At 66.4% G+C, this 14,721-nt stretch carries 13 protein-coding genes; 3 read left to right on the top strand and 10 right to left on the bottom strand.

The genetic code is table 11. The annotated features are described in order from the left end of the window. Window position 1: 1 nt before the first annotated feature. The 4 genes from DR843_RS08485 to DR843_RS08470 form a co-directional block, all read right to left on the bottom strand. Window positions 2-1,321 (bottom strand): sugar ABC transporter substrate-binding protein, encoded by a 1,320-nt coding sequence (locus DR843_RS08485; RefSeq protein ID WP_109684967.1) that lies wholly within the window; start codon window positions 1,319-1,321, stop codon window positions 2-4. A 30-nt stretch (window positions 1,322-1,351) separates the two neighbouring features. Next, window positions 1,352-2,686: a sugar ABC transporter substrate-binding protein gene (locus tag DR843_RS08480; RefSeq protein ID WP_211310205.1), complete on the bottom strand. Its 1,335-nt coding sequence runs from the start codon at window positions 2,684-2,686 to the stop codon at window positions 1,352-1,354. A 211-nt stretch (window positions 2,687-2,897) separates the two neighbouring features. After that, window positions 2,898-4,121 (bottom strand): acyl-CoA dehydrogenase family protein, encoded by a 1,224-nt coding sequence (locus DR843_RS08475; protein WP_109684966.1) that lies wholly within the window; start codon window positions 4,119-4,121, stop codon window positions 2,898-2,900. Between the two features lie 27 nt (window positions 4,122-4,148). Further along, window positions 4,149-5,480, bottom strand: a complete 1,332-nt coding sequence (locus DR843_RS08470; protein WP_109684965.1) for an acyl-CoA dehydrogenase family protein — start codon at window positions 5,478-5,480, stop codon at window positions 4,149-4,151. A gap of 139 nt (window positions 5,481-5,619) precedes the next feature. On the opposite strand from DR843_RS08470, the gene DR843_RS08465 reads away from it, so the two are divergent. Further along, a complete protein-coding gene (locus tag DR843_RS08465) occupies window positions 5,620-6,153 on the top strand; it encodes a type II toxin-antitoxin system PemK/MazF family toxin (RefSeq protein WP_109684964.1) in 534 nt (177 codons plus the stop codon). Window positions 6,154-6,185: 32 nt separating this feature from the next. Here DR843_RS08465 and DR843_RS20365 read toward each other — a convergent pair whose 3' ends face one another. From DR843_RS20365 to DR843_RS08445, 4 genes are read right to left on the bottom strand one after another with little or no spacing between them, the layout of a single operon-like run. Beyond that, window positions 6,186-7,139 (bottom strand): glycine betaine ABC transporter substrate-binding protein, encoded by a 954-nt coding sequence (locus DR843_RS20365; protein ID WP_211310204.1) that lies wholly within the window; start codon window positions 7,137-7,139, stop codon window positions 6,186-6,188. Beyond that, window positions 7,136-7,897, bottom strand: a complete 762-nt coding sequence (locus DR843_RS08455) for an ABC transporter permease (RefSeq protein WP_109684963.1) — start codon at window positions 7,895-7,897, stop codon at window positions 7,136-7,138. Before DR843_RS08455 ends, DR843_RS20365 begins: the two co-directional genes overlap by 4 nt. After that, window positions 7,894-8,568, bottom strand: a complete 675-nt coding sequence (locus tag DR843_RS08450) for an ABC transporter permease (RefSeq protein ID WP_109684962.1) — start codon at window positions 8,566-8,568, stop codon at window positions 7,894-7,896. Before DR843_RS08450 ends, DR843_RS08455 begins: the two co-directional genes overlap by 4 nt. Continuing rightward, window positions 8,568-9,659, bottom strand: a complete 1,092-nt coding sequence (locus DR843_RS08445) for an ABC transporter ATP-binding protein (RefSeq protein WP_109684961.1) — start codon at window positions 9,657-9,659, stop codon at window positions 8,568-8,570. The genes DR843_RS08450 and DR843_RS08445 overlap by 1 nt, the downstream gene beginning before the upstream one ends. Window positions 9,660-9,729: 70 nt before the next feature. Here DR843_RS08445 and DR843_RS08440 point away from each other — a divergent pair, with 70 nt between their 5' ends. Next, the gene (locus DR843_RS08440) at window positions 9,730-11,139 is read left to right on the top strand and encodes an aromatic amino acid lyase (RefSeq protein ID WP_109684960.1); all 1,410 of its coding nucleotides are present in this window, start codon (window positions 9,730-9,732) and stop codon (window positions 11,137-11,139) included. 34 nt (window positions 11,140-11,173) lie between these two features. Here DR843_RS08440 and DR843_RS08435 read toward each other — a convergent pair whose 3' ends face one another. After that, entirely contained in the window at window positions 11,174-11,833 is a 660-nt protein-coding gene (locus DR843_RS08435) for a hypothetical protein (protein ID WP_146202518.1), read from the bottom strand. 190 nt (window positions 11,834-12,023) lie between these two features. Beyond that, window positions 12,024-12,671, bottom strand: a complete 648-nt coding sequence (locus tag DR843_RS08430) for a hypothetical protein (protein ID WP_109684958.1) — start codon at window positions 12,669-12,671, stop codon at window positions 12,024-12,026. A 191-nt stretch (window positions 12,672-12,862) separates the two neighbouring features. Between DR843_RS08430 and lepA the strand changes: the two genes are divergently transcribed. Beyond that, complete coding sequence (gene lepA, locus DR843_RS08425) at window positions 12,863-14,719, top strand: translation elongation factor 4 (RefSeq protein ID WP_245934061.1); 1,857 nt, start codon at window positions 12,863-12,865, stop codon at window positions 14,717-14,719. The last annotated feature ends 2 nt before the right edge of the window (window positions 14,720-14,721 follow it).

Below are 14,721 nucleotides of genomic sequence, written 5' to 3'. Positions count from 1 at the left end.
CTCAACTCTCGTTCAAGGTGGCAGTCAGCTGCTGGTTGGTAGTGTTCGTCGCCTCGTCGACGGAGGTGCCGGTCAGGATCGACTGCAACATCTGGGGGATGATCTTCTTGCCCTCGGCTGCGCCCCATTGCGGTGCGCTCGGCAGTGCACGGCCCTCTTCCAGCATCGCCTTGGCGAACGGCGCGGTCAGCGAATCGTTACTATCCGCAAAGCTTTTCAGACCTGACTTGGTGCTGGGAAAGAAGCTGCTCTCTTCAGCGAACTGCTTCGCGAGGGGGCCGGTCGTCATGAGCTCGATCAGTTGCCAGTCGAGGTCCTGGTTCTTGCTCGTGGCCATCGCCGCCAGGTTGGAGCCACCCACCAACGTCGGAGCAATACCGCCGTCTTTGCCGGGGATCGCGAAGGCGCCGATCTTGTCTTTCAGACTCGGGTCGGCCTGAACCGCCGCCTTGGGTGTCCAGTTGCCCTGGATGACCATGGCCGCTTTGCCCTTGGTGAAGGCGTCCAGCAGGTCGGTCTCCTTCCAGGTCGACGCGCCGGTGGTAGATGAGCCGTCCTTGGTGGCCAGGCCGGTGTAGAAGGACAGCCCCGCCCTCGATTGCGCACTGTCCAGGTGGCCGGTCCACCTGCCGTTGCGGTTGGTGGCGAAGTCGCCGCCCGCGCCCCAGATGAACGGTGCGGCGGCGTACTGCGAGGCGCCTGCGATCGGCATGGGAGCCATGCTCGGCTCCTTCTGCTTCAGGTCTTTCACCGTGGCTTCCAGTTCGGCCCAGTTGGTCGGAACCTTGATGCCGTCCTTGGCGAAGATGTCCTTGCGATAGACGATTCCGCGGGTCCCGGCGTACCAGCCCACGCCGTACTGCTTGCCGTCGTAGGTGGCTGAGTCCTTCAACGCCTGCAACTCATCGCTGCCCAACCCGGAGGAGGCGATCTTGCTGGTCAGGTCGGCCAGACCGCCGGCGGAGGCGAATTCGGAGTTCCAGGTGGCGCCGATCTCCGACACGTCGGGGCCGTCACCGCTGGCGAAGGAGCGCACCAGTTTGTCGTGGGCATCGGCCCACTCGACCTCGGTGATGTTGACCGTGGCACCGGTCTTGGCCTTGAACGCGCTCTTCAACGCGGTGTAGTAGCCGGACGAGTCGGGGTTGGTGCCCTTCATGACCCACAGGTTCACCGTCTTGCCGCCACCGGAAGCGCTGCCCGCAGCTGCCGGGTTCGACCCGTCGTCACCACAGCCAGCCAGGAGCACACCGGTCACCGCGATACCGGCGACCACCGTGGTCAGACGGCGGGCGGTGGTACGGCGCGTGGATCGAGTCATGTCTGCTCCTGGCTGGCGTGGATCGGCGAATCAGTTGGCGTTGAGGGTCGCGGTGATCGCCTCGCTGGCCTTGCTGGTCGCGTCATCGACCGAGGTACCGGTCAGAATCGACTGCAACATCTGGGTGATCGTCTTGTTGCCCTCGACCTTGCCCCACTGCGGAGCGTTGGGGACGTTGCGGCCGGCTTCCAACATCGCCTTGGCGAACGGCGCGACCAACGGGTCGGTGCTGTTGGCGTACGGCTTGAGCGCACTCTGGGTGCTGGGGAAGAACCCGGTCTCGTCAGCCCATTGCTTGGCGAGTTTGTCGGAGGTCATCAGGTCGATGAGCTGCCAGTCGAGGTCCTGGTTCTTGCTCTTGGCCATCACGGCCAGGTTCGAGCCACCCAGGAAGGTCGGAGCGATGCCACCATCCTTGCCCGGCACGGCGAACGCACCGATCTTGTCTTTCAGGCTCGGGTCGGCCTGAACCGCCGCCTTGGGTGTCCAGTTGCCCTGGATGACCATGGCGGCCTTGCCCTTGGTGAACGCATCGAGCAGGTCGGTCTCCTTCCAGGTCGACGCGCCGGTCGTGGACGAGCCGTCCTTGGTGGCCAGGCCGGTGTAGAAGGACAGACCGGCTTTGGACTTGTCGCTGTCGAGAGCCCCGGTCCACTTGCCTCCGCTCTCAGTGCCGAAGTCACCGCCAGCGCCCCAGATGAACGGCGCAGCGGCGTACGACGAGGCACCCGCGATCGGCATGGGAGCCATGCTCGGCTCCTTCTGCTTCAACGTTTTGACGGTGTCCTCCAGCTCGGCCCAGTTGGTCGGGACCTTGATGCCGTCCTTGGCGAAGACGTCCTTGCGGTAGACCACGCCGCGGGTGCCGGCGTACCAGCCCACGCCGTACTGCTTACCGTCGTACGTCGCCGAGTCCTTCAGCGCCTGCAGCAGGTCGTTGCCCTTGCCGGAGGAGGCGATCTTGCTGGTCAGGTCGGCCAGACCGCCGGCGGACGCGAACTCCGGAGTCCACGTCGTGCCGATCTCCGACACGTCCGGGCCGTCACCACTGGCGAAGGAACGCACCAGCTTGTCGTGTGCGTCCGCCCATTCGACTTCCTGGATGTTCAGCGTCGCACCGGTCTTGGTTTTGAATTCGCTCTTGAGCGCGTTGTAGTAGCCAGAGGCGTCCGGGTTGGTGCCCTTCATCACCCAGAGGCTGACGGATTTGCCGCCACCGGAGCCGCCGCTGGCTGCGCCGGTGGATCCCGTGCTCGAGCCGTCGTCACCGCAGCCGGCCAGGAACAGGCCGGCCACCGCGATCATGCCGACGGCGCTGAGCGCCGTCCGCGTCCGGCGGGTGGTGGTGCGAAGCTGATGTGTCATGAACGGTGCTCCTGCTCTGGTCCGGATGGTCTGGCCGACGCATTGACGCGCCCCCCGATGGAGAGCATACGTAAAGAACTCTCCGTATCGTGAACATGAATGGTAAAAACTTTCGCGTGCGGTGTTGCGGGCGTCAAACGTGCGTTCGCGGACGTGAGTCGGCCCACCCCGGAGGATCCGGGGTGGGCCGTCTCGGCGAGACGAGGTGCGACTACTTCAGTTCGCTGGAGGACAACTCCAACAGCCGTCGGGCGACGACGAGCAACTGGATCTGCTGGGTGCCTTCGAAGATGTCCAGGATCTTGGAGTCACGCGCCCACTTCTCCAGCAACTCCGTCTCGGCGTACCCGGTAGCACCGCAGAGCTCGACGCACTTCAGGGCGACATTGACACAGGTGCGGCCGGCCTTCGCCTTGGCCATCGAGGCCTCCATCGAGTTGGGCTGTCCGTTGTCGGCCATCCAGGCGGCGCGCAGCGCGAGCAGGTAGGCCGCCTCGAAGTCGGCTTCCATCTCGATCAGGCTCGCCGCGGCGTACGACTGGGTCGTGATCGGCGCATCCAGGTCAGGCTTCACGCCCGCTTGCGCGAGCAACTCGGTGGCGAGGTCAAGGGACGCGCGGGTCAGACCCACGGCCATCGCGGCCACCAGCGGCCGGGTGTTGTCGAAGGTCTGCATGGCGCCGCCGAAGCCGCCCTCGGTCTTGATCTCCGGATCACCCAGGAGGTCGACCGCGGGCACCCGGCAGTCCTGCAGGCTGAAGGCGGCGGTGTCCGACGCGCGGATACCCAGCTTGTGTTCCAGGCGGACCAGCTTCAGGCCGGGGTTCGAGCGCTCGACCACGAACGACTTGATGGCTTTCTTGCCCAAGGTGCGGTCCAGAGTCGCCCACACCACGACGAGTTCGGCGCGCTCACCGGCGGTCACGAAGATCTTCTCGCCGTTGAGCACGTACTCATCGCCGTCTTTGGTGGCGGTGGTGCGGATGGCACCCGAATCCGATCCGACGTCCGGCTCGGTGATGGCCATGGCCGCCCAGCGACCGGCGTACCGCGCCTTCTGCTCGTCGTTGGCGACAGCGGCGATCGCCGCGTTGCCCAGACCCTGGCGCGGCAGGGACAGCGTCAAGCCGACGTCACCGCGGCAGGTCTCCATGATGGACAGCACTGACGACAGATTGGCGCCGTTCTTGGCGCCGCCCTCGTCGACCTTCTCCGCGGCAGCCGCCTCCTTGGTCGCTCCCGTGGCACCGGCGCCCTGGGTGGCGCCGCTCTGGGACATGCCATCGATCAGCGCGGACATCAGATCCAGTTCGACCGGGTAGTCGTGCTCGGCAAGGTCGTACTTGCGGCTGATTGGCCGGAAGACCTCATCGGCCATCGATCCGGCCTGCTTGACCAGCGGCACGAACTTCCGGGGGATCTCGAGGTTGATCATGTTCTTCTCCTGAAAGTGGTGGGCCGGTCAGACGTAGAGCGTGCCCTCGAGGACACCGGTGGCGCGCAGATCGCGATACCACCGCTCGTTGTCGAATTCCTTGACGAAGCCGTGACCGCCGAGCATCTGCACCGCATTCGATCCGACCTCGGTCAGGTGGCGGGCGGCGAGGGAGCGGGCATGGGCGATCTGGGCGGAGGGGTCCTTGCCGGCGTCCAGTAGCGCGGCGGCCCGCAGCACAACCAACCGCAGCCCATCGACCTCGATCGCGATGTTGGCCACCGTGAAGGCGACCGCCTGCCGGTAGGCGATCGGCTCGCCGAAGGCCTTGCGCTCGCGGGTGTAGGACTTCAGCTGGTCAAGGACCGCCGTACCGGTGCCGACCGCCGCCGCCGCCCAGGCCAGGCGGGCTCGACGTACGGCGTCCACGTGGTCCTGCTCGGTGCCCAGGACGTTGCTCGCGGGGACGGTGACGTCCTGCAACACCAGCTGGCCGGTCTTGGCCGCCCGAATGCCCATGGCCGGGTTGTCGTCGTAGTGCAGGCCAGCTGTGCCCGCTTCGACGATGATCAGCCGGGCGGCCCCGTCCAGCAATGCGGACACGATGAACAGGTCGCTGCTGTCGGCACTGGGCACCAACGCCTTGCTGCCGTTGATCACCACCGTGTCGCCCTGGCGGATCGCGGTCGTCGCCGGTTTGGCCGGGTCGAAGAGCGGCTGCGGTTCCTGGATCGCCAGCGCCCCGGTGGCGGGGTCCTTCTCATCGGTGAATGGCGGCAGGAACGTCGCCTGCTGAGCCGCGTCACCGTAGTTCGCGATCGCGCCCGCAACTGCGGCACTGGACATCAGCGCAACGGCCAGGCCCATGTCGCCCCGGGCCAGTTGTTCGAGCACCAGCACACCGGTGACGGCCGAGGCTTCCTCGGCGATTCCCCCGAGCTCAGCGGGTACGCCGACCAAGGTCAGTCCCATCTCGGCGGCCTGCGCCCGCACCTTGTCCGGCAGCGACCGCTCCGTGTCGGCCTGAGCCGCGGCGGGCCGCAGCACTTCGTCGGCGATTTCCCGGGCGGCCCCGGCGATCATCGCCTGGTCCTCGGTCGGGTTCAGATCGAAGACAGCTCGCGGTTTGGTCGTTGTGGCGCGCACCGGAGCGCCGGAACCAGACTTCTTGGCGAACGCCTTGCCCGCCACCGTCTGCGCCTTGAAGCCCTGCTTGGCGCCGGCGAACAGGATCTTCTCCAGTCGCTTGCGCAGCGCGTCGTTCTTGACCGCATCCAACCCACCAGCCTTGGTGAGCAGCCGCATACCGTAGGCCTGGGCCTTGTCGGTCGGCGTCAGTTTGGTGTTCAGGATGCTCATGGCACACCTTTCAAATAAGCCGGGAACGTAGCGGACGATGCCCGGACTCGGTCCGCACTTACGACAGCGTAACCGATAATGGGTACGCACGGTACCGGGAACACCGAGTTACAGGTATTTAGCCCCTACGATCGACGACATGGCTTCTTCGGGTTGGCGTTCAGTCTTCGAGTCAGTGCTCTCATCGGTCAGGAAAGCGACCCAGGGCGCCGGGTCGCCGCGATCCGGGCGCGGTCCGGCCGCTGCGCAAACGCCGCCCGCCAGCGACTACCCCGGGGACTTCACGGGCATGCCGCCGATCAGCTACGCACCGCACGCGGACAACCGGTTCGATCCTGGTGAGATCGTGTGGGCGTGGGTGCCGTTCGAGGAGGACTACAGCCAGGGTAAGGACCGCCCCGTCCTGCTGATCGGCACGGACGGGCCGTGGCTCCTGGCGCTGCCGCTGACCAGCAAGGACCACGACCGCGACGCCGCGCAGGAGCGTCGTGCAGGTCGGTTGTGGATCAACATTGGGTCCGGGTCGTGGGACAGCAGTGGCCGGTCCAGCGAGGTGCGGGTCAACCGGACGCTGCGGATCGATCCGGCCCGGGTACGCCGGCAGGCGTGTGCGCTGCCGTCCGACCGCTTCCAGCAGGTGGCCGATGCAGTACGGGCGGCCTACCAGAAGTAGACCGCCCGTCCGCGCCGATGAGCCGCGGCAGGTCAGGACGCTGACTTGGCCAGGTCGGCGATCGAGGTGAGGTTGTACTTCTCAGCGGTGGCCTTCGTGACGACGATCGCGTCGGAATCCTGCGCCGGGGAGGACTTGAGGGCTTCCAGGTTGCTGGGCAGCGCCTTCGCCAACGCTACGTCCACCTCTTCGGTGCTGGTGGCCGTGGAGTCTTTGTCCAGGTAGCTCAGCAGTGCGCCGTTGTACTCCGGGAAGACGTCGATCGAGCCGGACTTCAACGCCGGGAAGTACTTCTCGCGGCTACCGATGTTCAGCTTCGTGGTGATGTTGGCTCCAGCCGCCTTCAAAGCATCGGCGTAGATCCAGGCGAGCACGACGTTCTCCGGGAAGTTGGCCGATCCGACCGTCAAGGTGACCCCCGAAGCGGCATTGGCCGGCGTGCCCAGCGGGTGGTCGGCCAGCCACTGCTTGGCGACCACCTCCGGGTCCTTCTTGTCGTTCTGGACGGCGCCGACCAGGTTGCCGAGGTCGGCGGTGGTCAGCTTCGCCGAAATGGAGTTCAGCACGTCCTTGACGCCCTGGGTCGCCTTGGCCTTGTTGACGATCGGGGTCACGTTCTGCGCCGCGAAGTTGGACTTCGGGTCGGTCAGGATGACGAAATCGTTGGCCTTGATCGAGGGGTCGGTGGTGAACAGGTTCGCGGCGTCGATCCGGCCGTTCTTCAGTGCGGTCACGGTGACCGGCCCGCCCGTGTCGGTCGTGATGAACTTGCTGAACGTGACGCCGTAGTGCTTGGTCAGTCCGGGCAGACCATCGGCGCGGGTCTGGAACTCGGCCGGACCGCCGAAGATCATCTGCGAGGCGATGGTGGCGCCCCCTGACCCGCCGGGCGAGGCAGAGTTGCCAGCGGCGCTGTCCTTGCCGCAGGCGGCCAGACTGAGGGCAAGTCCGGCGATGGTCGCAGCGGCGAGCGAACGTTTGATCATGACAACTCCAGGGCTAATTCGGTGGGGTCGGTTGACCCCTTCTGGTCCGAGGCGGTGGCCCGACGGAAGCGGCCGGATACCCCGGGTGAAACTACATAACGTTGGATTATGGCGAGCAAAATATCGGTGACCAACGCTAGTCCAGCGACCAAGACGCCACCACCGATCATCTGGGGGTAATCCTGTTGGGCCAGGCCGTCGTAGATGAACCGGCCCAGACCCCCGAGCGTGACGTACGCCGCGATCGTGGCCGTGGCGATGACTTGTAGTGCCGCCGAGCGCAATCCGGAGAACATCAACGGCAGCGCGTTGGGCACCTCCACCTTCCACAGCACCGACCGGCCCGTCATGCCCATCCCGTACGCCGCGTCGCGCACGCTGTCGTCGACGTTGTCGATGCCGGAGTAGGTACCGGCGAGCAACGGGGGAATCGCCAGGATGACCAGCACGATCAACGTCGGGATCAAGAAGCCGGCCGAGGTGCGACCGGTGAAGTGCGGCGCGATCATCACGACCAGCAGGATCAACAGACCGACGGTCGGGATCGCGCGCAGTGCGTTGGCAGCCGACACGACCCACTTGGCCCGGCCGGTGTGCCCGATCCACAGACCCAACGGCACCGCGATGAGGACACCGAAGAACATCGCGATCAGGCAGTACCAGATGTGGGTCAGCAATTGGGTGCGGATGCCGGTGTACGGGCCGATGTTGCGCCAGTGGGCCGGATCGTTCAACCACTCGAGGACCTGGCCGATCATGCCGGCGCTCCGATCGCTGAGTCTGCGCCGCGCCGCCACGGCGTGAGCAGTCGGGTGATCAGCACCACCAGCGCGTCCAACACCAGCGCCAGCAGGATGCACAGCACCAGGCCGAGCAGGATCGGCGGGTAGTAGGGCCCGTTGACCGACAGTTGGTAGCCCTGATCGAACAGCGAGCCGAGGTTGGTCATGCCGATCGTGCCGGCGACCGCCACGATGCTGACGTTGGAGACGACCGCGACCCGCACCCCGGCGCTGATGACCGGTACGGCGATCGGCAGGTCAACGGCGAAGAATCGCCGCGGACCGGTGTATCCGATGGCGGTCGCTGCGTTGGTGGTCGTTTCGCTCACCGAGCCCAGGCCGTCCGCGACGACGCGCACCAGCAACGCCACCGAGTAGATGGTCAACGCGATCGGAACCTGCAGCGGTGTCAGGGGATCCAGCCCCAGCAGCGGTGGGATCAGCACGAACAACGCGATCGACGGGATCGTGTAGAGCAAACCGGTCACGGTCATGATCGGCGGGTAGGTGAACGAATACCGTCGCGCGATCCAGCCCAGTGGCAGCGCCAGCAACAGCCCGATGACCACCGGCACGGTGGACAGCCAGGTGTGCGCCCACAACTCGGTCATCACCTCGGCGAAGTGATCGTGGAAGTAACTGAACATCAGGTCGGCACCTCCTGCGACCCGGCGGCATCGGCCTCGATCCTGGCGATGACCGTCTCCAACCGCAACGTGCCGACGAAGCGGCCGGCGTCATCGACGACGACGCCACGGCCGGACGGGGAGGACAGGCAGGCATCCAGCGCGCTGCGCAACGAACCGCCCTGTGTCGCAAGGGTTCCGCCCCGACGCAGAATGTCCGCGGTGACCTGGCCACTCGTCGTACGTCGATCGATCCAGCCCTGGGGCGCGTCGCCGTGATCCAGCACGAGCACCCACTGCGCACCGGAGCCGACATCGTCACCCAGCCGCACGGTCGGTTCGCCCGAAACCGGAAGGTCGGCATCGGCGAAACCCAATGCGCGGTAGCCCCGGTCGCGCCCGACGAAGCCGGCGACGAACGCGTCACCGGGTCTGGTCAGAAGCTCGTGCGGCGACGCGAGTTGCGCAAGGGTGCCGCCGACGCGCAGCACCGCGATCTGGTCGCCGAGCTTGATGGCCTCGTCGATGTCGTGGGTGACGAAGACGATGGTCTTGCCCAATTCGGCTTGCAGGCGCAGGAATTCGTCTTGTAACTGGTCGCGGACCACTGGGTCCACGGCAGAGAACGGTTCATCCATCAACATCACCGGTGGGTCTGCCGCCAGGGCCCGCGCGACACCGACCCGCTGTTGCTGCCCGCCGGACAACTGGGCGGGGTAGCGCTTGGCGAAATCGGGGGAGAGGCCGACCCGTTCCATCAGCTCCAGCGCCTGCGTGCGCGCCTGCCGACGACTGACTCCGTTCAGCACGGGCACGGTGGCGATGTTGTCCACGATGGTGCGATGCGGGAAGAGCCCGGCGTGCTGGATCACGTAACCGATCCCGCGCCGCAGTTTCGCCGCCGGCAGCGAGGCGGTGTCCTGGTCGTCGATCAACACCGTGCCCGAGGTCGGGGTGATCATCCGGTTGATCATCCGCAGGCTGGTCGTCTTCCCGCACCCCGACGGGCCGACCAGCACCGTTATCTTGCCCGTCGGCGCCGTGAGGTCGAGGTGGTCGACGGCGGTGGTCCCGTCGTCGTACTTCTTGGTCACTGCCTCGAAGCGGATCATGGCTGGCAGTCTTGCCTATTGGTCGGACACTTCGCGGGAGTCCGTGCGAAACCACTAAGAAGGGGTGGACATGCGCACCATCGTGCCGGGCGAACTCGATCTTCCTGGCGTCGCGGCCATTGCGCGGCGAGAGGCGACTCTGGTGCTCACCGACACCGCCCGATCGGCGATCCGCCATGCACACGCCGAAGCCGGGCGGATCAGTGCGCAGCGCCCGGTCTATGGGCGTACGACGGGGGTGGGCGCCCAGCGGATCGCGGCGGTCACCGACGACGAGGCCCAGCTACGCCGTCTGCTCACCTCCCACGCCACGACCACCGGAGCGATCCGGTCCCGTGAGCGGGCGCGGGCGTTGGTCGCGATCCGGATCGCCCAGTGCGCCGGCGGGCACGGCGGGGTACCGCTGGAGGTGGTGGACCGCTTGGTGCAGGCGCTCGCCGAGGACGACCTACCCGACGTGCACGAGGGTACGGCGATCGGTACCGGTGACCTGTCGGTGTTCGCCGAGATCGGCGTCTGGCTGCTGGCCGACCGACCGGGCCTGTTGCAGCCGGGGGACGGGCTGCCGTTGATCTCGAGTAACGCTGCCACCTTGGCCGACGCCGCGCTGGCACTGGAGCAGCTGCGCCACCTCAGTGACGCCTGGTTGGCGGTGACCGCGCTCAGCGCCCGCGCCAGCCGCGCCAATCCGGAGGCGTTCGGTCCGCAAGCGGCGACCGCAGCGCCGTACCGCGGGGTCTCGGTCGTCTGTGAGGTGCTCACTGCGCTCTGGCCGCAGGATCGCCGGGGTGCGCGGATCCAGGACTCGTATTCCTTGCGCACGGTTCCGCACGTGCACGGACTGTTGTTGGACGAGTTGGACTATGCGACGTTTGTCATCCAGCAGGCCATCCGCACCGGAAGCGAGAATCCGATGTTCGCGGCCGGGACCGTGGTTCATCACGGTGGCTTCTACACCAACTACTTGCGCGCCGCGCTGCGAGCGGTGGTGAATGCGCTCGCCGATGCGGCCCGGGCGGGCACCGCTCGCATCTGCGCCCTGGGTCAGCCAGCGGTGACCGGACGTTCGGCGTTCCTGACCGATGGCACCCCGGGGGCCAGCGGCACGATGCCGTTGGAGTTCCTGGCTGCGGCAGCCGCGGCGCAGGTGGCCGGGTGGGACGCGACGTACGGCGCCCTGTCGGTGCCGCTGTCGGCGGGGGTCGAGGAGTTCGCGCCCTACACCAGCCAGCTGGCCGCTGCGATGGTGTCGGGCACTGCTCACCTGAGCACGCTGATCGGCGCGGAGCTGGTCATCGCCGCGCGGGGGCTCGCCGACGCCGCCGATTGGCCGGAGTGGGCTGAGCTGGAGGGCCTGCGCACGGCGGCGCAGGACCGTGGCGACCGGGACCTCACCGCAGATGTGGTCACGGCCGAGGCGTGTCTGCCGCGTCTGGCCGCGCGGGTGGTCGACACGCGAACGGCGGGGTCGGTGCGGTAGGACCGCACCAACCCCGCCGTCGGGGAAAGCAGACTCAGGCGGCTGCGCCCAACGCGATGGTCACGTCGTTGCCCGGGCCGCTCGCGATCGCGTTCAGCAACGGGGTGAGCAGCAGACCACAGTTGGCGAACGCCGGGATGTCCAGCGTGCCCTTGAGGTTGATCGGGCCGAAGATGTTCAACGCCCCTTCGTCGTCCAAACCGATCGGTGCGGTCAGGTTCAGGGACGCCGGCTTGCTGCTGATGCAGGTGTTCGGGACGAGGTTGATCTCCTTGATCCCGATCGGCTCGACCCGCTGGATCTGGATCTTCAGTTTCTGGGTGACGGTGAGGTTTCCGCCGGAGCCGTCCGGGTTGAACGTGGTCTGGCCGGTGGCCGGACCGTCCGGCAGGATCGCGACCTGCATGGTGACGACTCGGATGACGCCCCCGAGGTCGATGCTGCCGCGGGCGGTCCCCGGAGTGATCGTGGAGCTCACCGCGAACGTGTTGGCGTCGACTTTCGTCACCTCGCTGGTCGGGAAGACCAGGTCCTGGTTCAGGGTCTTGAGGTGCGTGGTGATGGTGCCGGTGTGCTTCAGCGTCAGAGTGGCAGCGTCGGCGCCGGGCGAGAACGCCACGGCCGAGGCAACTGCCGCGACCGCGCTGGCGCCGACGACGACGGCGCTGCGCCCGGTCATTGTGGGACGAGCCATGAGGTGAACTCCTTCGTTCGGGGCTTAGTTACGGATCAGTAACCCGCCCTCGCACCATATGTGATGCCAGTCACCTTTTCAACCGAATCGCAGTAGTTGGCTCCGTTGGGTCTGCCCGGCGATCGCGGGCCGGGCGCCGGCAGGTCCGCTGCCGCCGCCCGGCCCGCTCAGGTCACCGGAATCGTCGTGCTCAGGATGCAGCGCCCAGTGCCACCGTCACGGCGTTGCCGGGGCCAGAGGCGATCGAGCTGACCAGGCCGTCGAACCCGTTGCAGTTGGTGAACTTGGGGATGTCCAGCGTGCCGGTGAGAGTCAGCGGTCCGAAGATGTCCGAGGCTCCCTCGTCATCGAGGCCGACGGTGCCGGACAACCGCAGCGTGGTCGTGGTGGCCGTCTTGCAGTTGTTGCCGACCAGGTTCGCGTTCCAGCCGAACGGCAGGACCTGCTTGACCTGGATGTTCAACGGCTGGTCGATCGTCAGATTGCCAGTGCCATCGGGGTTGAAGGTCACGCCACCGGTGGCCGGGCCGGTGGGCTGGATGGAAATCCAGAACTTGGCCAGGTTCAGGCCCACCGGCTTGAACCAGGCGCTGCCGTCGCTGGGGGTGATGGTGGAAGTCACGGCGAACGTGTTGGCGTCGACCTTCGTCTTCTCGGTGGTCTGGAAGACGATGTCCTGGTTTTGCGAGGCCAGGTGGGTAGTGATGGTGCCGGTGTGGTTCAGCGTCAGGGTGGCGGCGTCGGCGCCGGGCGAGAACGCCACGGCGGAGGCGACCGCGGCGACCGCGCCCGCCCCGATCAGTGCTGCCCGGGAGCCGGTGGGGATGCGTGATGCCATGGGAGGCCTTCCTCCATCGTTACCTACGGATCGGTAAGTCCGACCGCGCGCTGACACGTTAGGTGATCCAGATCACGTCCGGCAATACTCATGAGCGCAATTGTTCGGGCAGGGTGACTAGTGCTTTATTGGCAACGGGGCCCGGCATGGGACGATGGAGCCTTACCGGCCGAGTCGTCCCGAGGTGTTTGTTGTCCCCGTCCGCCCGTCACTCCCTTCCTCCCGCGGCAACCCCGCCGGAGGTCATTCGAAACTTCTGCATCATTGCCCACATCGACCACGGCAAGTCGACCCTGGCCGATCGGATGCTGCAACTGACCGGTGTGGTGGACGACCGCGCGATGCGGGCCCAGTACCTCGACCGGATGGACATCGAGCGCGAGCGCGGGATCACTATCAAGAGCCAGGCCGTCCGGATGCCCTGGGAAGTGGCCGGATCGACGTACTGCCTGAACATGATCGACACTCCGGGGCACGTCGACTTCACCTACGAGGTTTCCCGGTCCCTCGCCGCCTGCGAGGGCGCGGTCCTGCTGGTGGACGCCGCGCAGGGGATCGAAGCACAGACGCTGGCCAACCTGTATCTGGCCATGGAGAACGACCTGGCGATCATCCCGGTGCTGAACAAGATCGATCTGCCGGCAGCGCAGCCCGAGAAGTACGCCGAGGAGTTGGCGGGCCTGATCGGCTGCGAACCCAGTGACTGCCTGCAGGTCTCGGGTAAGACGGGTATGGGCGTCGAGGCTTTGCTGGACCAGATCGTCGCGGATATCCCTGCGCCGCAAGGAGATCCGTCGGCTCCCGCACGCGCGATGATCTTCGACTCGGTCTACGACAGCTACCGCGGCGTGGTCACCTACGTGCGGGTCGTCGACGGCGCACTCACTCCCCGTGAGCGCATCGCGATGATGTCGACCAAGGCGACGCACGAGTTGTTGGAGATCGGCGTCATCTCACCCGAGCCGGTGCCGTCCAAGGGCCTGGGTGTCGGTGAGGTCGGCTATCTGATCACCGGGGTGAAGGACGTACGGCAGTCGCGCGTCGGTGACACCGTGACCAACGCCGCCAAGCCCGCGACCGAAGCACTTGGTGGCTATCGCGACCCCAAACCGATGGTCTTCTCCGGGCTCTATCCGATCGACGGATCGGACTACCCGTTGCTGCGCGACGCCCTGGACAAGCTGAAACTCAACGACGCGGCGCTGGTCTACGAGCCCGAGACCTCCGCGGCGCTCGGCTTCGGTTTCCGGGTCGGCTTCTTGGGCATGCTGCATCTGGAGATCGTCCGGGAGCGGCTCGAGCGGGAGTTCGACCTGGACCTGATCTCGACGCTGCCCAGTGTTGTCTACGAGGTGAGACTCGATGACGGCACCACGGTCACGGTGACCAACCCGAGTGAGTTCCCGGACGGGAAGGTCGCCTCGATCACCGAACCCATCGTGCGGGCAACGATTCTCGCTCCTGCGGAGTTCATCGGCACGATCATGGAGTTGTGCCAGTCCCGGCGCGGCACGCTGCGGGGGATGGACTATCTGTCGCCGGAGCGGGTCGAAATGCGCTACACCCTTCCGCTGGCGGAGATCGTCTTCGACTTCTTCGATGCGCTGAAGTCACGGACCAAGGGCTATGCCTCGCTGGACTACGAGAACGACGGCTCGCAGGAAGCCGACCTGGTGAAGGTCGACGTCCTGCTGCAGGGCGACACCGTGGACGCGTTCAGCACCATCGTGCACCGGGACAAGGCGTACTCCTATGGCGTGATGATGGCGAACAAGCTCAAGGACCTCATCCCGCGTCAGCAGTTCGAGGTCCCGATCCAGGCGGCCATCGGTGCCCGGGTGATTGCGCGCGAGACGATCCGGGCGATCCGCAAGGACGTCTTGGCCAAGTGCTACGGCGGTGACATCACCCGCAAGCGCAAGCTGCTGGAGAAGCAGAAGGAGGGCAAGAAGCGGATGAAGATGGTGGGCTCTGTGGAGGTCCCCCAAGAGGCGTTCATCGCGGCGCTGTCCCAGGACGGTGGCGCGGCCGACAAGGCCAAGAAGTAGCC

The sequence above is a fragment of the Branchiibius hedensis genome, assembly GCF_900108585.1.
Lineage (GTDB): Bacteria > Actinomycetota > Actinomycetes > Actinomycetales > Dermatophilaceae > Branchiibius > Branchiibius hedensis.
The sequence above is the reverse complement of the archived record's forward strand: the minus strand, read 5'-3'. Positions and strand labels throughout refer to the sequence as shown.